Here is a 19,936-nt window from a genome sequence, read left to right as displayed (position 1 = left end):
GCATCGCCGATGCCTGGCCGCTCGCCCTGGCCGCCATGGTCGGCCTCGACACGGTGCCGCCGCGCATGGCCGCCTTCCGGGAGCACGCGATCGCCATCGCGGCCGCCGTCAACGCCGACGGCGTCGCGCGCGCCCACCCCGACCCGCCGCAGACGCCGATCTTCCACATCCACCTGCCGGCCTCCAGAGCGGCCGTCGAACGGGCCGGGGCGGCCATCCTCGCCGAGCACGGCATCCAGCTCTGGGGACGGGTGCGGTCCGGGCCCGACCCGTCGCGCTGCAGCTTCGAGGTGACCGTGGGCGAGAACGCGATGGAGTTCACCCCGGACGAGGTGGCCGCGCTGGTCCGCGACCTGCTGACCCGCGCGTCGCCGGTGGCCGCGACGCGCTCGCCCGGCTAGCCCCGTTTCCCGTACGGCCTGGCCGAGTCCGGCTTCGCACGAGGCGACCTCCGCTGAAGATCGCTCACATGCCGAGAACGGTGCTAGCGGGGCGGCCGGACCTCACGATGGCGTACAGCCGGCGCGCCGCCCAGCTCGTCCAGCAGGTCCGCGAGCAGCGCGCGGCACTCCTCCAACCGCCGCTTCCCGCCGCGTTCGGCCAGCCGCGACTCCAGCGCCTCGCGGGCCCGCCGGGCTGCCGCCACCGCCTCGCGGCCTCGCCCGGTCAGGTGCACGCGGCGGATGCGGGCGTCGCGCGGGTCGGCCAGACGCTCCACGTAGCCGAGGCGTTCGAGCTCGGTCACGGTCTTGGACGCCGCCTGCTGCGTCACGCCCAGCTTCGGGGCCAGGTCGCCCACTGTGGGGCCGACGTCGCCGACGAGATGCTGGAAGACGTATCCGTGTGCGAACCGCAGGCCGGAGAAGCCCTGCTCCGCCAGGCTCGCCTGCACGACGGAGGCGGCCGCGAATCCGACGAAGAGGGTGAGCGTCCCGGTGTCCAGTTCGCCGGGTTGTACAGGCTGCATGAAGACATTCTGCGGTTGACAACCAAGGTTGTACAAATATGGTTGTGAATATGACGAACCTCCAGCAGCACGCCAACGTGGACCTCGCCGTTCGGTACCACGAGGCGGTGTCCCGAGGCGAGAGCCCCGAGCCGTACTTCCACGAGGACGCCGTGCAGCGCGAGCTGCCCAATGCGCTCTTCCCCGACGGCGCCGTACGCGACCTCGGCGGTCTGCGCGCGGCGGCCGAACGCGGCCGCACGACCATCAAAGAGCAGCGCTTCGAGGTGCTGAACGCGGTCGCAGCCGGCGACCAGGTCGCCCTCGAGGTGCTCTGGACCGGCATACTCGCCGTACCGCTGGGCGACCTGCCGGCCGGCCACACCCTGCGGGCGCACATCGGGACGTTCCTCGAGTTCCGCGACGGCAAGATCGCGGCCCAGCGCAACTACGACTGCTACGAGCGCCTGACCCGCCGCTGACGCCCCGCCACACAGTGGTGGGCCGTGCAGCACGTTCCACACCTTGTCACAACAGCCGCCGCTCCTCCGCCACCCGCCGTCTTCGGCCGGAACCTCTTGGGGAGGAGGGGCCGTACCGGCGGTTCCATGGTGGCGACCTGCGACAGGGCGGCACGTGCGGAGAACGGGGCCGGCCTGTCGCCGCGCCCGCGGCCCGCGGCAGGCGGCGGCTCTTCAGGATGACACCCCGTAGCGGGCGGCGATCGCGGCGGCGCGGTCGCGCAGGGAGTCGCGCAACCACTGCGGGGCCAGGGCCTCCGCGCTCGTGGTGAGCTGCCACAGCGCCCATACGGCGTGTCTCGGGTCTTGGAAGGTCACCTCCAGCCGCAGCCAGCCGTCCGGGTCGGCTTCTTCGGCGCGGACGGCCAGCGCGGTGCCCACCAGGTCCTCCCGCCGCCTCGGATCCACCCGTACCCGCACCGCGACCTGATCGCCGCCGGTCCGGAACCGGGTGCTGCGTTCCTGCCAGGCCCGGTCCAGGTCGACCCGGTCCGGTCGCTGCGCGGGTTCGGCGAGTTCCTTGGCGGCCAGGATCCGGGACAGCCGGTAGGTGCGGTCCGCTCCGGACCTCGTGGCCAGCAGGTAGCCCCGGTCGCGTACGGTGACCAGGCCGATCGGGTCCACCGTGCGCCACTTCGGGGTCTCTCCCACAGCCGCGTAGTGGATCTGCAGCTTGCGTCCGGTGAACACCGCGCGCAGGACCTCGGCCACCACGGCGTCAGGCACCTCCTCGTCGACCAGCCGACGCGAGAGGAGGTCGGTCTCCGGGTCGATGAGCAGTCGCTCGGCCGCCCCGGCGGCGGTGTGCCGATAGCTTTCGGGGAGCGCGTCGACCACCTTGAGCATCGCCGAAGCGAGCGCCGAGCCGAGGCCGAAGGCCTGCGCGCCGCGCCGCGATCCGGCGACCAGCAGGGCGAGGGCCTCGTCGTGGTTCAGTCCGGTGAGCTCGGTCCGGAACCCGGGCAGCAACGCGAAACCGCCGTGCCGGCCGCGTTCGGCGTAGACCGGGACGCCCGCCGCGGACAGCGCCTCGATGTCGCGCAGCACGGTGCGGGTGGACACCTCCAGCTCGCGGGCCAGCGCGGCCGCGGACAGCCGGCCGTGCTGCCGCAGCAGCAGCACCAACGAGACCAACCGGTCGGCGCGCATGCGAAAACTCTACCGAAATACACGACACAGGATGTCGTGATTTGTTGGGAGGCTCATCAGCACGTCCGGCGCGGCCACCGAGCCGATGGGCGTACGTACTCACACTGAATCGAATGGAGCTGATGTGGCGATGGAGCGAACGGCGGTCAACCCGTGGGCGTGGTCGGTGGAGATGGGGTACAACCAGGGTGAGATCGTCTCCGGGCACACCCGGACCCTGTACTGCTCCGGGCAGACCGCGATGAGCGGCGACGGCAAGCCCCAGCACAGCGACGACATGGCGGCGCAGCTGGCGCTGAGCCTCGACAACCTGGAAGCCGTGCTCGGCGAGGCCGGCATGTCCCTCGCCAACCTCGTCCGGCTCAACGTCTACACCACCGACGTCGACCGGCTCTTCGAGCACTACGGCGTGCTGGCGGCGCGGCTGGGCGCCGCCGGGGTGGCACCGTCGACCACGATGCTCGGGGTGACCCGGCTGGCGATCCCCGACCTGATGGTGGAGCTTGAGGGAACCGCCGTCGCGTGATGCGACCTCGCCGCCTCCGGCAGGGGCTGCCGGAGGCGGCACGAGGAGACAGGGAGGTGATCTCCGGTGCTCAGAATGGTGACCATCGGCGTCTACGGCTTCGACGGCGAGTCCTTCCTGCGGCGACTGCGGCACGCGGACGTCCGTCTGCTGCTCGACGTACGCCAGCGCCGCGGTGTCCGGGGACCCGAGTACGCCTGGGCGAACTCACGCCGGCTGCAGGCGGCCCTCGCCCATGCTCGGATCGCCTACGAGCACCACCTCGAGCTCGCCCCGACCACCGAGCTACGCCGGCTCCAATACGCCGAGGACGACCGGCAAGGGGTCGGCAAGCGCTCGCGCCGCGAACTCGCCGCCGAGTACGCCCGCCGCTACACCAGCGAGATCCTCGACGGCGCCGACCTCACGCCGATCGTGTCGGAGCTGCCGGACAGCGGGACCGCGGCGCTGCTCTGTGTCGAGCGCGACCCCGAGGCCTGCCACCGCTCGTTGATCGCCCAGCGGCTGACCGAGCGGCACCACGTCACGATCGAGCACCTGCGCCCGTTGTGACGCGGGAATCCCATGCCTGGGGGTTCGAAGGGGACGAAACGGCGATACCCATGACAGAGCTCCGGCGCGACGGGGGGTCGCGGGAGCGTGTGAGGTGACGACCATGACAGAGCCGATCGTCGTCGGGTTCGACGGTTCAGACTCCTCGCGGCAGGCCCTCGCCTGGGCGGAGCAGGAGGCGGCCATCCGCGACGCCCCGCTGCGCGTCATGCACGCCATGCCGCGATGGTCGCCCGACGTCCTGCTGGTCCCCGAGCCCTCCGGCTGGGAGATCGAGGCGGACAAGGCCGCCCGCGAGAACCTCAATCAGGTGACGGCCGAGATCCGGTCGAGGAGGCCGCGGCTGGAGGTCACCGCGGAGGTGGTCGCGGACAGGCCGGAGGACGCGCTCGTCCATGCCGCCGACGCCGCGCAACTGGTCGTGGTCGGCAGCAGGGGCCGCGGCGGGTTCGCCGAGCTGCTGCTCGGCTCCGTGAGCCGGCACGTGGCCTCCCGCGCGCCGCGGCCCGTGGCGGTCGTCCGGGCGAGACCGACGAGCGAACACGGGGTCATCGTCGTCGGCGTGTCGGGGCAGCCCGGCGAGGAGGCCCTGCTGGAGTACGCCTTCCGCGAGGCGGTGCTCCGGGGGTCCGTCCTGCGCGCCGTCCATGCCTGGACGCATCCCGGCACGGTCGAGCCCTGGACCGTGGAGCCCGTGGTCTTCGACACCGAGGCGGCGGGACGGGACGAGGCGCAGCGGCTGGCGGAGTTCCTCGTCGGACCGGCCGAGAAGTTCCCGGACGTGGACCTCGTCGCGCAGGTGGTGCGTGGTCACCCGGCCAAGGCGCTGGCCGGCGCCTCGGCGGAGGCCGACGTCGTGATCGTGGGGGCCGCGCACGGCGCGACGGGCACCCTGCTCGGCCTCGGCGGCACCGCTCACGCGGTCCTGCACCACGCGCGGGCCCCCGTCATCGTGGTCCGCGCCTGACCGCCACACCACGCGCCTGCCCCGTGGGGCGCTCGCGGCGGTACTTGCCGGGTGCGATGCCGTACCGGCGTTTGAAGGCGTTGGCGAAGGCGAACTCGGAGGTGTAGCCGACGCGGGCGGCCACCTCGGCGAGCGGGGCGTCGCCCGTCCGCAGGAGCTCGGCCGCGATGGTCAGGCGCCACCACGTCAGGTACGTCAGGGGCGGCCTGCCGGCCAGCGCGGTGAAGCGGCGGGAGAAGGCGGCGCGGGACAGGCCGGCTTCGGCGGCGAGGGTCTGGACGGTCCACGGGCGGGCGGGGTCGCGGTGAACGGCCCGCAGGGCGGCGCTGACCGCCGGGTCGGCCAGCGCCCTGGCCCAGCCGGCGCCGCTCTCCTGCGCGGGACGCTCCTCGAACCAGGCGCGCAGGATGAACAGCAGCAGCATGTCGAGCAGGGCGAGCACGACGGTGTCCGCGCCGGGGCGGGGGTCGCCGACCTCGTTGCCGAGCAGGTCGACGGCCGCGCGCAGCTCGGGGTGGCGGCCGGGCCGGGCGGGCAGGTGGATCGTCTCGGGCAGGCCGCGCAGCAGCGGGTGGGTGTGGCGGGGGTCGAGCCGGTAACCGCCGCACAGGGTCACGGTGAGGGGCCCGTCGTGCCCGGCGGAGTCGGAGACGAACAGGTCGGCGTCCTCCAGCGGGTCGCACGCGGGCTCGGCGAGCGGTGTCGAGGGGCTGTCCGCGAGGCCGTACCCGTGGCCGTGGGGGAAGAAGACCACATCGCCGGGCCCGAGCGCGACGGGGACGCCGGAGGGCGGGACGAGCCAGCAGGAGCCCTGCAGGATCACCTGGAAGCCCGCCGATCCGGGCACCGAGGGGAAACGCTGTCCCCACGGGGCCCGCCAGGCGACGCGCGTCGAGCGGGGCCGCCCGGAGCGCATGATCGCGATCGCGTCGCTGAGCACGTCCACCCGGAGAAGCTAACACAAGACGATCGCGTATGAAGCGAAGCCATACGAGCATTGGCCATCTCATTTCCGCCCCCTACGGTTGACGATCAGTAGAGATCACCGAAAGGGAGGCACTGTGATGCAGCGACGGATACTGGTCACCGGGGCGACCGGCACGGTCGGCCGCCACGTGACCCGGCAACTGCTGGAGGCCGGAGCCGGCGTTCGCGCCCTGAGCCGGGAACCGGCCGGTTTCCCGCCCGCCGTCGAGGGCGTGCGCGGGGACCTGACCGTGCCCGATTCCCTGCGCGCCGCCGTCGAAGGCGTCGAGGCGGTGTTCCTGGTCTGGCCGTTCGCCTCGGCCGAAGGGCTGGAGCCGGTGCTGGCGATGGCCGCCCGGCACGCCCGCCGGGTGGTCTACCTGTCGTCGGCGGCCGTCCGCGACCACGAACGGGAGGCCGAGCGGCTGATCGCCCGGTCCGGTATGGAATGGACGGTCCTGCGCCCGCACGCCTTCGCGGCCAACGCCCTGCGCTGGGCCGGGCAGATCCGGGCCGAACGCGTGGTGCGTGAGCCGTACGGCCAGGCCGCCATGTCGCCGGTGCACGAACGGGACATCGCCGCGGTCGCGGTGCGGGCGCTGACCGGGGCCGGGCACGACGGCGCCGTCCACGAGCTGACCGGGCCGCGGTCACTGACCCAGGCCGAGCAGGCGCGCGTCATCGGCGAGGCGATCGGCCGGCCGGTGCGCTGGGAGGAGACCTCCCCGCAGGAGGCGCGGCGGCGCATGCTCTCCCTCGGGTGGCCTCCCGAGGCCGTGGACGGCGTCCTGCGGGCGCAGGCCGAGATGACCGGCGGCCCGGCACCGGTCACCGCCACCGTCGAGCGGGTCACCGGGAGCGCCGCGCGCACGTTCCGCTCCTGGGCCGCCGAGCACGCCCACGCCTTCCGTGCCACCATGCGGGCCGCGCGCATCCACGCCTACGGCGGGCCCGAGCTCATCCGCCACGAGGAGGCGCCGCTGCCGTCGCCCGGTCCCGGCGAGGTGCTCATCCGTGTCGCCGCGACCTCGTTCAACCCGTCGGAGACGGCGCTGCGGTCCGGGATGCTGCGCGCCGTGCTGCCGGTGGCGTTGCCGTACACGCTGGGCTGGGACGTCTCCGGCACGGTCGCGGCGGTCGGCCCCGGCGTGACCGGGTGGGCTCCGGGCGACCGGGTGATCGGCCGGCTGGACCGAGGCGGGGCGGCGGCCGAGTACGTCACCGCCCCGGCGGACGTCCTGGCCGCGGCGCCGTCCGCCATCCCCCTCGCCGACGCCGCGGCCATCCCGGTCGCGGGGCTGACCGCCTGGCAGGCGCTGTTCGAGCACGCCCAGGTGGGCGCGGGCCGGCGCGTGCTGATCAACGGCGCCGGCGGCGGGGTCGGCGGGTTCGCCGTCCAGCTGGCCAAGCACGCGGGCGCGACCGTGATCGCCACGGCCGGGCCGCGCAGCGCCGCCGCGGTACGTTCCCTGGGCGCCGACCAGGTCGTCGACCACACCGCCGAGCCCCTGCCGGGCGGGGTCGACGCCGTGATCAACCTTGCCCCGATCGGCCCGGACGCCGCCGCCTCGCTGGCGGCGCTCGCGCGGCCGGGCGGTGTAGCGGTGTCCATCACCGTCCCCCTCCCCTCCCCCTCCGGCTCCTCAGGGCACTTCGTGACGCGCAACGACCCCGCCCAGCTCTCACGGATCGTCCGCCTGGTCGACGCCGGGGAGCTCACCGTGGACGTCGTCGAGTCCCACCCGCTGACGGAACTGGCCTCCCTCCACCGCAGGAGCGAGACCGGCCGGACCCGAGGCAAGATCATCCTCACCCCCTGACGGGAGCGCGAACCGGCATGGCGAGCGTCGTGCCCGCCTTCCGCGGGCGGCGGGCGGCTTCGCGGCAGGTCTCGCTTCGGTGGTAGGGCTGGCACTACCGCAAGAACGGGCGGCAGCGGGGGTCCGCGCACCCCCTGGCTCTGGCGATGCTGACAAGCGATCACGTATGACCGACTTCGTCAGCATCGGAGACAGATGTGACTGTGGTGGAGGCGTCCCGCCCGCAGCGGGGCAGCGACTTCGCGAGATTGTCGCGCCGCATCGCGGAGGCGGGGCTGCTGGAGCGGCGGCCCGGCTCCTACGCGGTCCGGATCGGACTGGTCGCGACCCTGTTCGCGGGGAGCTGGGCGGTGTTCGCCGTGGTGGGAGACTCCTGGTGGCAGATGCCGGTGGCGGCGCTGCTGGCTGTGGCCTTCGCCCAGGTCACGCTGCTGGCCCACGACCTCGCGCACGGCCAGATCTCCCGGTCGCGCCGCACCGACAGGATCGCGGGGCTGCTGGTCGGCAACCTGGCCGTCGGCCTGAGCTACGGCTGGTGGATGGACAAGCACACCCGCCACCACGCCAACCCCAATCACGAGGACCACGACCCCGACGTCGCGCCGGACATCCTCATCTGGTCGCGGAAGCAGGCCGAGGCCGCGCGCGGGCTGCCGCGGCTGGTCGGGCGCTGGCAGGCGTGGCTGTTCTTCCCGCTGCTCACGCTGGAGGGCGTCAACCTGAAGGTGTCGAGCTTCCGCGCGTTGCGCCGCCCGACGTTGAAGAACCGCCCGGCCGAGGGGCTGCTGCTCGTGGCGCACGTCCTGGCCTACGCCGGTGCGCTGTTCGTGGTGCTGCCGCCGGCCAAGGCGCTGGCCTTCCTGGCCGTCCACCAGGCCCTGTACGGCGTCTACCTGGGCTGCACGTTCGCCCCCAACCACAAGGGCATGCCGGTGCTGACCGCCGAGGACGAGCTGGACTTCCTCCGCCGCCAGGTCCTGACCTCCAGAAATGTCAGCGGCGGGCGGCTCATGGACGTCGCGCTCGGCGGCCTGAACTACCAGATCGAGCATCACCTGTTCCCCGGCATGCCCAGCGCGAACCTGCGCAGGGCCCAGCCCATCGTGCGCGACTACTGCCGCTCGCTGGGCGTCGAATACGCCGAGTGCGGGCTGCTCGCGTCCTGGGGCCAGGCCCTGCGCCACCTGCACGAGGTGGGCCGGCCGCTGCGCCACGCCCGGACCTGACGACCGGTCCGCCCCGTGGCGGACATCGGTTCACCCGGTAAGACGTCGGCTCACCCGGTGACGGGTCTCCACCTCTCACCGAGCGGGAGTCGTCTCGGGGGGCCTGCCTGCCTGGAGGGGAGCCCTGACGCCTTCTCCCCCGGTACTCAGGCGAAGACCTGCTTCGCGGTCGTGATCGCCGTCATGGCCTTCGGCCAGCCGACGTAGAAGGCGAGATGGGTGATCGCCTCGATGAGTTCGGTCTCGGTGACGCCGTTCTCCCTCGCCCGTCCGAGGTGGAAGCGGAGCTGATCGGCGTCGCCGCCGGCGACGAGCGCGGCGACGGTGATCAGGCTGCGGTCGCGGGCGGCCGGCTCGGTGCGATTCCAGACGTCCTCGAACAGGACATCGTCGGTGAGCCGGGCGAGCTTCGGGCGAAATCGCCGATCATGCGGCGTCCGCCGCCGGTCTGCTTGTGCTGCCGGGTCATCGAAGATCTTTTCGTCGGCCGTCCTCCGGCGCACGACGGCGCGGGAAGAAGGACGGCTCGCCCGCGCCGGACGGCCTGTGCTCGGAGTGCCCCCTCCCGCCCCCGCCCCCGCCGCAGGCGCAGGCGCAGGCGCAGGCGCAGGCGGACGAGATTCACCCCATCCAGGTAACCGGCTTCACGCCCGGCCGAACAGGCCCTGCCGTGAGGTGTACTGGCAGTACCCCCTCCCACCGGGCGCGAGACGCACCCAGGTCAGGAGTGGCTGACCGGCCGGCGCGCGACTCGCGCTCATCGTCGTCTAGGGTGCCCGTGCATGGAGGAGCTGTTCGGCGGCGCCGCGCCGTACTACGCCAGATACCGCCCCGCGTACGGGGAGGCGGCGATCGAGCACCTGGCCGGAGCGCTCGGCGCGGCCAGCCGGGTGCTGGATCTGGGCTGCGGTCCGGGGACGATCGCGATCCCGCTCGCCCGCCGGGTGAGGGCGGTGCTCGCCGTGGACCCGGCGGAGGAGATGCTGGCCGAGGGCCGCCGCCTGGCCGCCGGCGCCGCTGCCATCACGTGGCTGCGCGGCGACTCGACCACGCTGCGCGCCCTGCCGCCGTTCGACCACGTGGTGATGGGCAGGTCGTTCCACTGGATGGACCGCAGGGCGGTGCTGGCGGACCTGGACGAACTGCTGCCGCCCCGCGGCGCGGTGGCGCTGCTCGGCCCGGTCAGGCAGCCGGGGGAGCCGTGGCAACCGAACGCCCAGCCATGGCAGCGGGTCGAGCGGCGGGTATGTGCGGACTTCGGTCTCGGCATACGCGCGGCGGCCGCCTCCTTCCACGCCACCGCCGAGTCCCACCGCGATCTCCTGGCCGCCTCACCGTTCAACCACCTGGAGTCGCGGACGTTCACGCGCCGGCTGACCTGGGACGTGGACGGGCTGGTCGGGCTCCAGCTCTCCTACTCCTACAGCTCCCCCGCCGCGCTCGGCGACCGGCTGCACGCCTTCGTCGAGGCGCTCCGCGGGGCGCTGCTCGCCGACAATCCGGCAGGGCGGTGGGAGCAGGAACTGGTGACCGAGGTGCTGATCGCCAGACGAACGGGCCGCCGGCCGGCCGATCCCCGGTGAGCGGTCGGCGACTCGCGATCACCGCAGGCCGGGACACCTGAGGGCCATGCCCATGGCGGTGGCCGGCTGCTTATTCGATGGAGGCGCCGTCCTGCCGTTTGTACAGTGAATCCAGCCGGGAGCGGGCGTCAGGGGAGGGATCGTGCGGGTGCACTATCCGCGTACCCCTCACCTGCCCTGGTCGCCCGGCGCGACCTCGGACGACGTCCGCGCGCGGGACCTGTCCGGGCTGCGCGGGCGCGAGGTCGTGGTCACGGAGAAGCTCGACGGCGAGAACACCACCTTGTACGCGGACGGGATGCACGCCCGGTCGCCGGACTCGGCCCACCATCCCTCCCGGGCGTGGGTCAAGGGACTGCAGGGGCGGATCGGCAGGCGCATCCCGGCGGGGTGGCGGGTGTGCGGGGAGAACATGTTCGCCCGGCACTCCATCGCGTACCAGGGACTGGAGAGCTGGTTCTACGGGTTCTCGGTCTGGGACGGCGATCGATGCCTGCACTGGGACCGCACGGCCGCCTTCCTGCGTGAGCTGGGGATTCCGGTGCCGCCGGTGCTGTGGCGCGGCGTCTTCGACGAGCGGGCGCTGCGGGCGCTGCGGCTGGACCCGGAGCGTCAGGAGGGCTACGTGGTGCGGGCCGCCGAGGAGTTCGGGCGGGAGGAGTTCGCGGGACGGGTGGCCAAGTGGGTGCGCCGGGAGCACGTCCGGACCGGCACCCACTGGATGCACACCACCGTCGTGCCGAACGCTCTCGGCCCGGGTGCGGCCCTCTGGTCGGTGCGCTCGGGCGCGGAGCCCGATCCGAACGCGCTGCAGGCCGCGGTGGGCATCCCCCGGGCCGAAGCGGGAGCCCCGGAGGCGGTGGCCGAGGTGTCGGCCCGGCTGGAAGTGATCGGGCGGTACGGGGACGCCCGGCTGGCGGGCGTGCTGGCCGCGGCGCTGTCCTCCATGCCGCGAGCCCGGCTGGCGGCCCGGCTGGCGAGGCCACTGGGCATGCGGCTGGCGCGGCGGGTCGGGGACCTGGTCGGGCTGCACGGCGCGCTGCGCCGGCCGTACCCGGACGAGCAGCGGCGTGCCGGACTGGGGCGCATGGCGTTGGCCGCCGACCTGGGCGTGCTGCACGCCGTGGCGGCGGCCGTGCCGGCGGGGCGCGCGGACGATGAGGCCGGCCGGGAACGTGAGCAGGTCGAATGGTCGGCCCTGCACGCCGAGGACGCCGGGCTGCTCGGGCCGAGCCCGCTGGAGCCGTTACGGGCCGGTCTGCGCGAGGCCCTGGCCGGTCTCGGCGAGGAGGCGGCCGATCGGTGCTGGGCGGAGGCGCGCGACGCCTGGGCCGGGGGAAGGATCGCCACCGTCGAGGAGGCCGTGGCGATGACCTGGCGGTGGCGATCGAGGAGGTTCCCCCGGCTGGTGCAGCTGGCCGGACCGTCGGGCAGCGGGAAGAGCACGTTCGCGGCCGGCCTGCCGGGGGTCGACGCGTACCTGTCGCTGGACGACCTGCGTGACGCCCGAGGGTCGCGGGCGGACCAGCGGGCCAACCGGGACGTGCTCGGCGAGGCACTGGACCGGCTCGACGCCGCCCTGGCCGCCGGTGGCACCGTGGTGTGGGACGCCACCTCGCTCAACCAGCACCAGCGTTCCCTGGTCCACGCCGTGGCGCGCCGCCGCGACGCGCTGACGACGTACGCGGTCACGCTGGTGGAGGAGGACGAGCTGCACCGGCGCAACGCCGGCCGCGCCCATCCGGTGCCCTCGCACGTGCTGGCCGCGCAGTGGCGCCGGTATGTCCCGCCTTATCCTGGCCAGGCCCACCGCACCTGGTACATCGGGGCGCGCGGAACCGTCGATGACGTGGACGGCGCCTTGGACGGGGAGGAGGCGTGATGCGTACCAGTGAGGAGATCTACCACCGGATTCGCTGGGACCCGCGGTTCGACCCGTCCCGTTTCGTCCTGGGAGTCGGCCAGCGGAACGCCGGCCCCGAGCGCGTCGCGCTGCCCGCCTTCACCCCGGGAGGCGACATCCCCTGGCACCGGGTGCTGTTCGTCGAGGCGGACGGCGAGCTGGTCTGGGACCGCGCCACAGGCCTGGACCGCGTCGACACCTGCGAGGCCGGCCGGGCGCGGGACCCGCGCCGGCTGCGGTCGCCGTTCTTCACGGCCAGAACCCCGCACGCCTGGGATCCGGCCGGCGGGTGGCGCCCCGCGGCAGGGCACGATCCGGCCGGCGGATGGGGCCCCGCCCCAGCGCGCGCGCACGCCGGTCACGCGGCCGCGCATGTGCTGACGTGGAACACGCTGTGGGACCGCTACGACAGCGACCTCATCGACACCGCCCGCCGCCGCCCCCTGCTCCTCGCCGCCCTCGAGGAGGCCGGCGCGGACGTCATCGCCCTGCAGGAGGTCGAGCCCGCGCTGGTGTCCATGCTGCTGGCCGCCCGATGGGTACGCGCCGGTTACACGCTCGGCACCGACCCGTACGGCCCGGACGTCCAGGACAGCGGCCTCCTGCTGCTCAGCCGGCTGCCCGTACGCGAGGCGGCCCGGCACGAGCTCGGCCCGCACAAGGCGGTGGCCGCCATCGTCGTGGACACCGCCACGGGCCCCCTCGTCGTCGCCGCCACCCACCTGACCAGCGATCATTCCAGCGACGGCGCGGCCAGGCGGCGGGCCGAGCTGGCCGGGATCGCCGAAGGGCTGGCCGGCGTTGACGCCGATCTGGTCCTGCTGGGCGACTTCAACGACGGCACCGACACCCCCGCGTCCGCGCTCGGCCTCCGCGACGCCTGGACGGAGGCGTACGGACCCGACCAAACCCCCACCTTCGACCCGAACGCCAACCCGCTGGCGGCGCTCTCCTCCCGATCCGGCCGGGCCGCGCGCCTGGACCGGATCCTGCTCCGGGGCCGGCCTCGCGTGGTCTCGGCGGCTCTGCGGGGCGACACGCCCACCCCCGAGGGGCTGTACATCTCCGACCACTACGGGGTGGAGGCAGTTCTTGACGTCTCCGGTGAGGGGGCAGTTCTTGACGTCTCCGGTGAGGAGGCCGGCGGCGCGCTCGACGTGCCGCCGACGGCGCGGACGGCGGTGGCGTGGATACCGCCGCAGGAGCTGTGGCCGCCGATCCAGGACGTCCGCCGCGCGCACGATCCGCAGATCGGCCGCTGGCCGCCGCACGTCAACCTGCTCTTCGGCTTCGTGCCGGAGTCGGCGTTCGAGGCGGCGGCGCCGTTGCTGGCCGCGGCGGCGGCCGAAACCGAGGCCTTCACGGCCAGGTTGGAGGGCGTGCGTACGTTCCGGCATCGCGACCACGTGACCGCCTGGCTCGACCCGGCCGCCGGCGACCCGGCGCCCTGGGCGCGCCTGCGTCACGCGCTCGAACGGCGCTTCCCCCGCTGCGAGGGACGCCCCGAAGGCTTCACCCCGCACCTGACCCTCGGCCGTACCGAGGACGCGATCCGCCTGACCGCGATGACGGCGCGGGTGGGAGAGCTGGTGCTGCTGTCGCGCCGCGCGGACGAGCCGATGCGCCCCCGAGCCCGGGTCGCGCTGGGCACAGGTGAGATCCACTGGCTCCCCGAGCCGGCTGGAACCGGTTCCCAGGGGCGGGCGGACCGGGCGGGCCTGGCGGCGGACGTGGCGCGGCGGCTGGAGGAGGCGCTGGCACCGGGGATCGTGCATGTCGCCGGATCCCGGCGCATGGGCTGCGAGCTTCCGGACGCGGACCTGGACCTGGTGGCGGCGCTGGCCGGCGAACCGGACATGGACGAGGTGGAAGCCCGGGTGCGCGCGGCGCTGCCCGGCGCGGCCCGGCTGCGCCAGGTGATCGGCGCCCGGGTGCCAGGCCTGCGGTTCCGCTCGGCCGAACTGGACGTGGACCTGACCGTGGTGCCCACCGGCTCCCTCTCGCCCGGGCAAGCGGCGGCCGGCAGCGCCGAGCTCGGCCAGGCGGCGGCGATCGCCATGAGCGCGGTCAGTGACGCGGACGCGATCCGCGCAGCCGTCGGTCACCACCACGCCCGTTTCGCCCGCCTCGCCAGGCAGGTGAAGGCGTGGGCGCGGGCACGCGGCCTGGCCTCCGCCCCGTTCGGCGGTCTCCCCGGTCTGGCCTGGACGGTCATGGCCGCGCGCACCGCGCGCGACAGCGGCGACCTGCCCGCCGACGATCTGCCGGGCCTGTTCTTCAGTACGTGGGCCGCCTGGAACTGGCGGGACCCGATCGCCCTCGACCCCGCCCCGGCCCCTCCGGAATCGGCCCCGCTCGTGGTGATGACGCCCAGCGCTCCCGTACGCAACTGCGCTCGCCAGGTCACTCCCGGCTACCTGGACCTGCTCAGCCAGGAGCTCTACCGGGCTTGGGAGCTCACGGAGAACGGCCGGTCCGCGGAGCTGCCCGCCCCGCCGCCCCTCCACCGCCGTCACGCGGCCTGGGCGGCGGTGACCGTGCGCTCCGACCGCCCCGAGGAGCTCGACGCGGCGCTCGGCCGCGTCAGAGGACGGATGCTGGAGCTGCTCACCGCGCTGGAAGAGGCCGGGGTGCCGGACGTCCACGCCTGGCCGCGCCCGTTCGAGAGCGGCCCCCGGCAGTCCCGGTACGCGATCGGCCTGGGCCGCACACCCCCGCAGCGCGCGCGGCTCGGCGAGATCACCGGCCGATGGGCCAGGGACCTGCCCGGCGTCACCGTCGAACGGGTCGAGTGCGGCGCCGTGCCGACCTTGAGCTGACCTCCGGGATCCTCGCCCACGTGAGCGGTCAGGTGTCGAAGCCGCGGCGGGCGGCTTCGATGTGACCGAAGTACTGGTGGGTCCAGCCGCAGATCAAGTCGACCGTCGCCCGCAAGGCCTGGCCCGGCTCGGTGAGGGTGTACTCGACCCGTGGCGGCACGGTGGGATGCACCTTCCGCTCGGCCAGGCCGTTGCGCTCCAGCATGCGCAGGTTCTGGGTGAGCATCTTGTGGCTGATGCCCTCGACCTCGTCCCGCAGCTCGCTGAAGCGCAGGGTGCGCTCACCGAGAGCCTCGATGATCAGCAACGCCCACTTGTTGGCGACATCCGAGAAGATCTCCCGCGCCAGAGAGTCCGCGCGCCTCAGATCCGCCTCATCGGACGAGCCGCTGAACTGCTTGGTCACCATCTGGTTCCCCAGTCACTGAAAAGTGCGTTCTTCCACGTCAGCGACCACTCTCTTATGGTTTCTGAGTAACCGCAAGAGACCACGGGTGGTCTGACAGGAGTTCTCATGACCGTTTCGCTCATCAACCCCGACAAGCATGTCCGAGTCCCGCTCTACCACCACGTCGCGGTGGCGACGGGTACCAGGCAGGTCCACATCGCGGGACAAGTCGCCTGGGACGAGAACGGCGAGCTCGTGGCACCGGGCGACCTCACCGGACAGGTGGCCCAGGTCTACCGCAACGTCGCCAAGGCGCTCGACGCGGCAGGGGCGACGTTCCACGACGTCGTCCGCTTCACCTGGTACGCCGCAGGCTGGAAGAGAGAGATGTACGACGCCTTCAAGGCGGGGATCGACCAGGCGGCCCTCGAGTTCGACCTCGCCACGCCGCCGGCCGCGCTGATCGGGGTCGACGTCCTCTTCGAGCCCGGCATTCTTGTCGAAGCCGAGGTCACCGCAATCGTCGATGAGGAGCGTGTGTCGGACTTCCAGCAGTGAGAGGAAGCCGGCGTCACTGACACGCCGCTGACCGCGGCACGACGCGACCTTGCGGAGAACCGCCGGATCCGGTCTCGCGCGTAGTAAACAAATCAGGCGACTTCGGCGTCTCAAATCACCGGGCCTCGCAAAGGCGTGGCGCTGCCGATCGCGGTGATCGCCTTGACGACTGTGATCGGTTCAGCCATGCCTGCCCGCGCAGAGAACCGGACGCCGGCTACGACGAGCATGGCCGCGAACGTGGCCATGAAAACAGCCATCCCCAAGGGTTTCCTGCTGTATGAGAGCAGGGCGACGAGGAAGAGACTGGAAAAGAAGGTCGTCCGCACGCGCATGCGATGGACGGCCAGTGACCGCCTGAGGGCGCCGTTGCTGATCGACCCTTGTGCCACCGGGAAGCAGACCGACCAGGGCCGCCGGTCCGCACGTACCATCACGGGGCGTTCGGTGATGTGGGACGGTGATTACTCCGAACAGCTGATCGTCTACCGGAATGAGATGGCCGCACGCGTGGCCGTGACGGGCCTGCGCTCGGATCTGCGCCGGTGTGCCAAGCGAAGCCGCCACAACTTCACCTACCAGGTGAAGGACATGCGGATCGGGGATGAGGCGTTCATGGTGGATATGTTCGAAGTCGCCTCGACAGAGGGAGCCACCGTCATGCGACAAGGAAGGACCGTGGCCATCTACGCCCTTCCCCGCGAACGGGCGGACGATCCTCCGCAGTGGAGGGAGACAGAGTACGGCGGGCTCGAGGCCGGGAAGATGGCGAACAAACTCGCTGACACTCCTCTTTGAGCGCCTGTCTCTGATGGATCAGCGTCAGTCGCAGACGTGGCGAGAGTGGGCCCGGCGATGAATCCCCTCGGCCTGTCCGCCTGAGCCACCCTTCAACGGGTGGATCGGCATGGTCGAGGTGGAAGGACGGGTCCTCATGCTGCAAGCGGTTAGCGGGACGGTTTCCACGGAATGCCTCAAGGCCGATGAAACCGAAGCGGCCGAGTCCAAGACGAGCGTGCGGGTCCGTGTGATGCTTCGCGACGTCTGCCCGCGACGCGAGCGCACGCTGCTGGAGAAGTGGCGGGACGAGTTGTGGCCGCCATCGTCCATCGGGACCGGCGGAGTTGTTGTCGCGCCCGTCACGCTCGACCGGCCCCTGGGGCGCCGGAAGGTCGTCGACGAGGAAGGCCGCGAGATCCGGGTCTGCCCGATCATGGGCTCGCCGTTCAAGACCATGCAACACTGCCTGAAGTAGGGCGATGCCCGTTGGGTGGTCGATGGATGCGCCTCCTGGGGCAGCTCGGGTACCGCCGGCGGGGTCAGTCCGGGAGTTCGTCCAGGATTGTGGCGATGGCCCGGAAGTGGCCCGAGCGCCAGCCGCTGCCCATGATGCGGCGCGACAACTGCTGTGTGGCGTCGTCCGGGTCGAAGCCCTCGTGGTCCAGGAACAGCCGCGTGCCCGTGCCTTCCGGCTCCAGGCGCCAGGTGACCGTCCAGTCGGCGTTCCTGCCGCCGCGCCAGCTGATGCGCAGCAGGCGTTCCCGTACGACCTCCAGCACCTCACAGTGCACGATCCCGTCGAAGCCCACGGCCTCCATGGGCTTGGTGGTGTAGGTGAAGCGGTGTCCCACCACGGGCTTGAAGTCGTTCGGCATGAGCCAGCGGGCCATCAGACCCGGGTCGGTGATCGCGCGCCACACCTTGGCGGGCGGGTGGGCGAGGAACTGGTCCAGGTGGATGGAGCGCAGGTCGTCGTCCACGTCGGCGGCGCCAGGTGGTGTCCGGTCAGACATGGGGTTGTTCACCGTTCCTTTCGTGCGGGTCGTCGAGATCGTCCAGGTCGTCCAGGAGGGTGCTGAGGGCGGCCAGGCGTTCGCTCCAGAACCGCTCGTACGGAGTGAGCCACTCGCGGAGCTCCATGAGCGGGCCCGCCTCCAGCCGGTAGTGCCGCTCGCGCCCGACGCGGGTCTCGGCCACGAGGCCCGCGTCCTTGAGGACCTTCAGGTGCTCCGAGACGCTCGGCCGGCTCATGTCGAAGCGCACGGCCAGCCGCCCCGCCGGCTGCGCGCCCTCGTCCAGCAGCAGGCGCAGCAGCCGTCGCCTGGCCGGGCTGGCCAGGGCGGCGAAGACGTGGTCGGCCGTCACGCCGACGTCACCACGAACCCGTTGCCGTCGGGGTCCTTGAACAACAGCTGCCGCCCCCACGGCTCGTCGGTGGGCCCCTCGCAGTCGGCGCCGTGCTCGCGCAGCCGGGCGGCCAGTTCGTCGAGGCCGGGCGAGGCGACCACGAGGCCGCCGATCGGCGCCATGCGGGGGAACCACGAGGCGAGCAGCAGGGCGGTCTCGCCGCCCTTGGGTGCCACGGTCAGCCACCGGCCCAGGGGGAACGGGTTGTCGGCGCGGACCTCCATGCCGAGGACGCCGGTGTAGAAGGCGAGGGCGCGCTCCTGGTCGGAGACGGGCACGGTCACGGTGAGGATCGAGGAGATGTCCATGTCGGCCACTATATGTAGGAAAATTCCTACATATCAACCGCAGCCTCGGAATTGGGGTAGGCGATCGAGGGCCGCAGGTCCCGGGGGGCGGTTCTGAGGTTCGCCGAAGGTCGGCGAGTCGCAGGTCGCGGGCCAGGGGATCGCGGGCCGGGGGCCGGGGGTCGCGGATCCGGGGTCGCGCGGGCCTGGAGGCTCGGGCCGGGGGCTCGGATCGCGGGCCGGGGGCTCGGGGCGCGCGGGGTCCGTAGGCCCGGGGGCGTGGGTCCGAGGTTCGGGGTGAGGGGGTCGCCGGGGTTGGGGTTGGAGGTCGGAGGGGGCGCCGGATGGGGGGTGGGGGATCAGGGAGAACCCCGATGGGCCGCCGGGGGCCCGGCCCGTACACTTGACGCATGCTGATCGACGACTACGTGGCCGATCTGAGCAGGGCGCTGGCCGGACCGGCCGGCCCCAAGCGCGATCTGGTCGTCGAGGCACGCGACAGCCTGGCGGACGCCGCCGACGCCTTGGAGGCGGAGGGGTTCGACCGCGCCGAGGCCGAGCGGGTGGCCGTGACCGAGTTCGGCGAGGTGTCGGAGATCGCCCCGTGCTTCCAGGACGAGCTGACCGCGGCGGCGGGCCGGCGGCTGGCGGCGCTGCTCTTCCTCAGCCTGCCGGTGGGTGTGCTCATCTGGTCGGTGATCTGGCAGAACTTCCCCGGCTACGGCGTCGCCTGGGAGGAGCGGCCCTTCTGGTACGGCTCGGTCGCGCGCCTGCTCGACTACGTGCAGGCCGGGGTCGGCGTGTACGGCGGGCTGGCGCTGGTGGCGCTCACCCGCGGCGGCCGGTGGATCCGCCGCCCCAGGCTCGTCACCCGCTCGCTCGGGTTGACCGTGATGATCGCGCTGCCCGTGTGCGGGCTGCTGAGCTCGGTGCTCACCGTCACGGCCGGGCTGCCACGCAGCTTCGACCACCTGCCGCCGGTCGTGCTGGCCGAGTTGACGACGTCGGCCTTCTGGGCGCTGCAGTTGTACGGCGCCACCCGCTGCCTGTGCATCACCCGTACGACCGCCGCCCTGGCCTGATCCGGCGGCGCGCACCTGCCGCACCCCGCCGGACGCACGGACGCACGGAGGAGGGTCAGGGGGAATTCGGTCCGGGGTGCAGGACGCTGCCGATGGCGCTGGTGAACTCGCGCCAGGCCGACCGCTCCCCCTCCAGTTGCCTGCGCCCGGAGTCGGTGAGCCGGTAGGTGCGGCGCTTGCGCCCGCCGACCGTGGCCCACTCGCTGGACAGGTGACCGATGCGCTCCAGCCTGCGCAGCGCCGGGTACACCGTGCCCGTCGGCACGGACAGCGCACCCCCGCTCCGTTCCTGCAGCGCCTCGATGATGGCGTAACCGTGCAGCGGCCCGGCCTCGACCACGGACAGCAGGAGAGCGTCCATGTGGCCGCGGAGCGCGTCGGGGTTCATGCCCTCGATCCTAGGCAACCGTGCATCATGTAGGCAGTCTACATGTAGGCTCTCTATATGTAGGTAGC

At 72.7% G+C, this 19,936-nt stretch carries 23 protein-coding genes; 14 read left to right on the top strand and 9 right to left on the bottom strand.

Annotation, left to right across the window (positions count from 1 at the left end):
• On the top strand, positions 1-401 hold a 401-nt coding region (locus AB0H81_RS07455; protein WP_358370567.1), incomplete at its 5' end, for a hypothetical protein.
• 83 nt (positions 402-484) lie between these two features.
• Here the strand turns inward: AB0H81_RS07455 and AB0H81_RS07450 are convergent.
• Positions 485-967 (bottom strand): MarR family transcriptional regulator, encoded by a 483-nt coding sequence (locus AB0H81_RS07450; RefSeq protein ID WP_358370565.1) that lies wholly within the window; start codon positions 965-967, stop codon positions 485-487.
• 50 nt (positions 968-1,017) lie between these two features.
• On the opposite strand from AB0H81_RS07450, the gene AB0H81_RS07445 reads away from it, so the two are divergent.
• The gene (locus AB0H81_RS07445) at positions 1,018-1,428 is read left to right on the top strand and encodes a nuclear transport factor 2 family protein (protein ID WP_358370562.1); all 411 of its coding nucleotides are present in this window, start codon (positions 1,018-1,020) and stop codon (positions 1,426-1,428) included.
• Between the two features lie 213 nt (positions 1,429-1,641).
• Here AB0H81_RS07445 and AB0H81_RS07440 read toward each other — a convergent pair whose 3' ends face one another.
• Entirely contained in the window at positions 1,642-2,616 is a 975-nt protein-coding gene (locus AB0H81_RS07440) for a WYL domain-containing protein (RefSeq protein ID WP_358370559.1), read from the bottom strand.
• 130 nt (positions 2,617-2,746) lie between these two features.
• Here AB0H81_RS07440 and AB0H81_RS07435 point away from each other — a divergent pair, with 130 nt between their 5' ends.
• The 3 genes from AB0H81_RS07435 (at position 2,747) to AB0H81_RS07425 (ending at position 4,661) form a co-directional block, all read left to right on the top strand.
• Complete coding sequence (locus AB0H81_RS07435; protein WP_358370574.1) at positions 2,747-3,142, top strand: RidA family protein; 396 nt, start codon at positions 2,747-2,749, stop codon at positions 3,140-3,142.
• Between the two features lie 75 nt (positions 3,143-3,217).
• Complete coding sequence (locus AB0H81_RS07430) at positions 3,218-3,694, top strand: DUF488 domain-containing protein (RefSeq protein WP_358370572.1); 477 nt, start codon at positions 3,218-3,220, stop codon at positions 3,692-3,694.
• A gap of 103 nt (positions 3,695-3,797) precedes the next feature.
• Complete coding sequence (locus AB0H81_RS07425; protein WP_358370556.1) at positions 3,798-4,661, top strand: universal stress protein; 864 nt, start codon at positions 3,798-3,800, stop codon at positions 4,659-4,661.
• On the opposite strand, the gene AB0H81_RS07420 is transcribed toward AB0H81_RS07425, so the two are convergent.
• Positions 4,642-5,607 carry an AraC family transcriptional regulator gene (locus AB0H81_RS07420; protein WP_358370553.1) on the bottom strand — a complete coding sequence of 322 codons (966 nt, stop codon included), beginning with the start codon at positions 5,605-5,607 and terminating at the stop codon, positions 4,642-4,644. The genes AB0H81_RS07425 and AB0H81_RS07420 overlap by 20 nt on opposite strands.
• 118 nt (positions 5,608-5,725) lie before the next feature.
• On the opposite strand from AB0H81_RS07420, the gene AB0H81_RS07415 reads away from it, so the two are divergent.
• Positions 5,726-7,447: an NAD(P)H-binding protein gene (locus AB0H81_RS07415; protein WP_358370550.1), complete on the top strand. Its 1,722-nt coding sequence runs from the start codon at positions 5,726-5,728 to the stop codon at positions 7,445-7,447.
• A 206-nt stretch (positions 7,448-7,653) separates the two neighbouring features.
• On the top strand, positions 7,654-8,673 hold the full coding sequence (locus tag AB0H81_RS07410) for an acyl-CoA desaturase (protein ID WP_358370570.1): 1,020 nt from the start codon (positions 7,654-7,656) through the stop codon (positions 8,671-8,673).
• Positions 8,674-8,819: 146 nt separating this feature from the next.
• Here the strand turns inward: AB0H81_RS07410 and AB0H81_RS07405 are convergent, their stop codons facing one another.
• A complete protein-coding gene (locus AB0H81_RS07405) occupies positions 8,820-9,176 on the bottom strand; it encodes a carboxymuconolactone decarboxylase family protein (protein WP_358370549.1) in 357 nt (118 codons plus the stop codon).
• 279 nt (positions 9,177-9,455) lie between these two features.
• Between AB0H81_RS07405 and AB0H81_RS07400 the strand changes: the two genes are divergently transcribed.
• From AB0H81_RS07400 to AB0H81_RS07390, 3 genes are all read left to right on the top strand, one after another.
• Entirely contained in the window at positions 9,456-10,256 is an 801-nt protein-coding gene (locus AB0H81_RS07400; RefSeq protein ID WP_358370547.1) for a class I SAM-dependent methyltransferase, read from the top strand.
• Between the two features lie 142 nt (positions 10,257-10,398).
• Positions 10,399-12,138 carry an RNA ligase family protein gene (locus tag AB0H81_RS07395; RefSeq protein WP_358370545.1) on the top strand — a complete coding sequence of 580 codons (1,740 nt, stop codon included), beginning with the start codon at positions 10,399-10,401 and terminating at the stop codon, positions 12,136-12,138.
• Positions 12,138-14,978 (top strand): poly(A) polymerase, encoded by a 2,841-nt coding sequence (locus AB0H81_RS07390; RefSeq protein ID WP_358370542.1) that lies wholly within the window; start codon positions 12,138-12,140, stop codon positions 14,976-14,978. Before AB0H81_RS07395 ends, AB0H81_RS07390 begins: the two co-directional genes overlap by 1 nt.
• A gap of 28 nt (positions 14,979-15,006) precedes the next feature.
• Here the strand turns inward: AB0H81_RS07390 and AB0H81_RS07385 are convergent, their stop codons facing one another.
• Entirely contained in the window at positions 15,007-15,387 is a 381-nt protein-coding gene (locus tag AB0H81_RS07385; protein WP_358370539.1) for a helix-turn-helix domain-containing protein, read from the bottom strand.
• 105 nt (positions 15,388-15,492) lie between these two features.
• Here AB0H81_RS07385 and AB0H81_RS07380 point away from each other — a divergent pair, with 105 nt between their 5' ends.
• From AB0H81_RS07380 to AB0H81_RS07370, 3 genes are all read left to right on the top strand, one after another.
• Positions 15,493-15,924 (top strand): RidA family protein, encoded by a 432-nt coding sequence (locus AB0H81_RS07380; protein ID WP_358370538.1) that lies wholly within the window; start codon positions 15,493-15,495, stop codon positions 15,922-15,924.
• 135 nt (positions 15,925-16,059) lie between these two features.
• Positions 16,060-16,722, top strand: coding sequence for a hypothetical protein (locus tag AB0H81_RS07375; RefSeq protein WP_358370536.1), 663 nt, complete (start codon positions 16,060-16,062; stop codon positions 16,720-16,722).
• A 109-nt stretch (positions 16,723-16,831) separates the two neighbouring features.
• On the top strand, positions 16,832-17,179 hold the full coding sequence (locus AB0H81_RS07370) for a hypothetical protein (RefSeq protein ID WP_358370534.1): 348 nt from the start codon (positions 16,832-16,834) through the stop codon (positions 17,177-17,179).
• Positions 17,180-17,243: 64 nt separating this feature from the next.
• Here AB0H81_RS07370 and AB0H81_RS07365 read toward each other — a convergent pair whose 3' ends face one another.
• The 3 genes from AB0H81_RS07365 to AB0H81_RS07355 are packed head-to-tail and all read right to left on the bottom strand — an operon-like array spanning position 17,244 to position 18,419.
• A complete protein-coding gene (locus AB0H81_RS07365; protein WP_358370532.1) occupies positions 17,244-17,717 on the bottom strand; it encodes an SRPBCC domain-containing protein in 474 nt (157 codons plus the stop codon).
• Positions 17,710-18,069 carry a metalloregulator ArsR/SmtB family transcription factor gene (locus tag AB0H81_RS07360; RefSeq protein ID WP_358370529.1) on the bottom strand — a complete coding sequence of 120 codons (360 nt, stop codon included), beginning with the start codon at positions 18,067-18,069 and terminating at the stop codon, positions 17,710-17,712. Before AB0H81_RS07360 ends, AB0H81_RS07365 begins: the two co-directional genes overlap by 8 nt.
• Entirely contained in the window at positions 18,066-18,419 is a 354-nt protein-coding gene (locus AB0H81_RS07355) for a VOC family protein (protein ID WP_358370526.1), read from the bottom strand. The genes AB0H81_RS07360 and AB0H81_RS07355 overlap by 4 nt, the downstream gene beginning before the upstream one ends.
• A 389-nt stretch (positions 18,420-18,808) precedes the next feature.
• Between AB0H81_RS07355 and AB0H81_RS07350 the strand changes: the two genes are divergently transcribed.
• A complete protein-coding gene (locus tag AB0H81_RS07350) occupies positions 18,809-19,480 on the top strand; it encodes a permease prefix domain 1-containing protein (RefSeq protein WP_358370523.1) in 672 nt (223 codons plus the stop codon).
• 55 nt (positions 19,481-19,535) lie between these two features.
• On the opposite strand, the gene AB0H81_RS07345 is transcribed toward AB0H81_RS07350, so the two are convergent.
• Positions 19,536-19,868 (bottom strand): helix-turn-helix transcriptional regulator, encoded by a 333-nt coding sequence (locus tag AB0H81_RS07345; RefSeq protein ID WP_358370522.1) that lies wholly within the window; start codon positions 19,866-19,868, stop codon positions 19,536-19,538.
• Positions 19,869-19,936 lie beyond the last annotated feature (68 nt).

The organism is Nonomuraea sp. NPDC050691, from assembly GCF_040654455.1.
In the GTDB taxonomy this organism is placed as follows: Bacteria; Actinomycetota; Actinomycetes; order Streptosporangiales; family Streptosporangiaceae; genus Nonomuraea.
This window is presented reverse-complemented; position numbering and strand designations above follow the sequence as displayed.

Coding starts and splice junctions, on each gene's coding strand:
- AB0H81_RS07450 (WP_358370565.1), bottom strand. CDS start 967: ATGCAGCCTGTACAACCCGGCGAACTGGACACCGGGACGCTCACCCTC.
- AB0H81_RS07445 (WP_358370562.1), top strand. CDS start 1,018: ATGACGAACCTCCAGCAGCACGCCAACGTGGACCTCGCCGTTCGGTAC.
- AB0H81_RS07440 (WP_358370559.1), bottom strand. CDS start 2,616: ATGCGCGCCGACCGGTTGGTCTCGTTGGTGCTGCTGCTGCGGCAGCAC.
- AB0H81_RS07435 (WP_358370574.1), top strand. CDS start 2,747: ATGGAGCGAACGGCGGTCAACCCGTGGGCGTGGTCGGTGGAGATGGGG.
- AB0H81_RS07430 (WP_358370572.1), top strand. CDS start 3,218: ATGGTGACCATCGGCGTCTACGGCTTCGACGGCGAGTCCTTCCTGCGG.
- AB0H81_RS07425 (WP_358370556.1), top strand. CDS start 3,798: ATGACAGAGCCGATCGTCGTCGGGTTCGACGGTTCAGACTCCTCGCGG.
- AB0H81_RS07415 (WP_358370550.1), top strand. CDS start 5,726: ATGCAGCGACGGATACTGGTCACCGGGGCGACCGGCACGGTCGGCCGC.
- AB0H81_RS07400 (WP_358370547.1), top strand. CDS start 9,456: ATGGAGGAGCTGTTCGGCGGCGCCGCGCCGTACTACGCCAGATACCGC.
- AB0H81_RS07390 (WP_358370542.1), top strand. CDS start 12,138: ATGCGTACCAGTGAGGAGATCTACCACCGGATTCGCTGGGACCCGCGG.
- AB0H81_RS07385 (WP_358370539.1), bottom strand. CDS start 15,387: ATGGTGACCAAGCAGTTCAGCGGCTCGTCCGATGAGGCGGATCTGAGG.
- AB0H81_RS07380 (WP_358370538.1), top strand. CDS start 15,493: ATGACCGTTTCGCTCATCAACCCCGACAAGCATGTCCGAGTCCCGCTC.
- AB0H81_RS07370 (WP_358370534.1), top strand. CDS start 16,832: ATGGTCGAGGTGGAAGGACGGGTCCTCATGCTGCAAGCGGTTAGCGGG.
- AB0H81_RS07365 (WP_358370532.1), bottom strand. CDS start 17,717: ATGTCTGACCGGACACCACCTGGCGCCGCCGACGTGGACGACGACCTG.
- AB0H81_RS07355 (WP_358370526.1), bottom strand. CDS start 18,419: ATGGACATCTCCTCGATCCTCACCGTGACCGTGCCCGTCTCCGACCAG.
- AB0H81_RS07350 (WP_358370523.1), top strand. CDS start 18,809: ATGCTGATCGACGACTACGTGGCCGATCTGAGCAGGGCGCTGGCCGGA.
- AB0H81_RS07345 (WP_358370522.1), bottom strand. CDS start 19,868: ATGAACCCCGACGCGCTCCGCGGCCACATGGACGCTCTCCTGCTGTCC.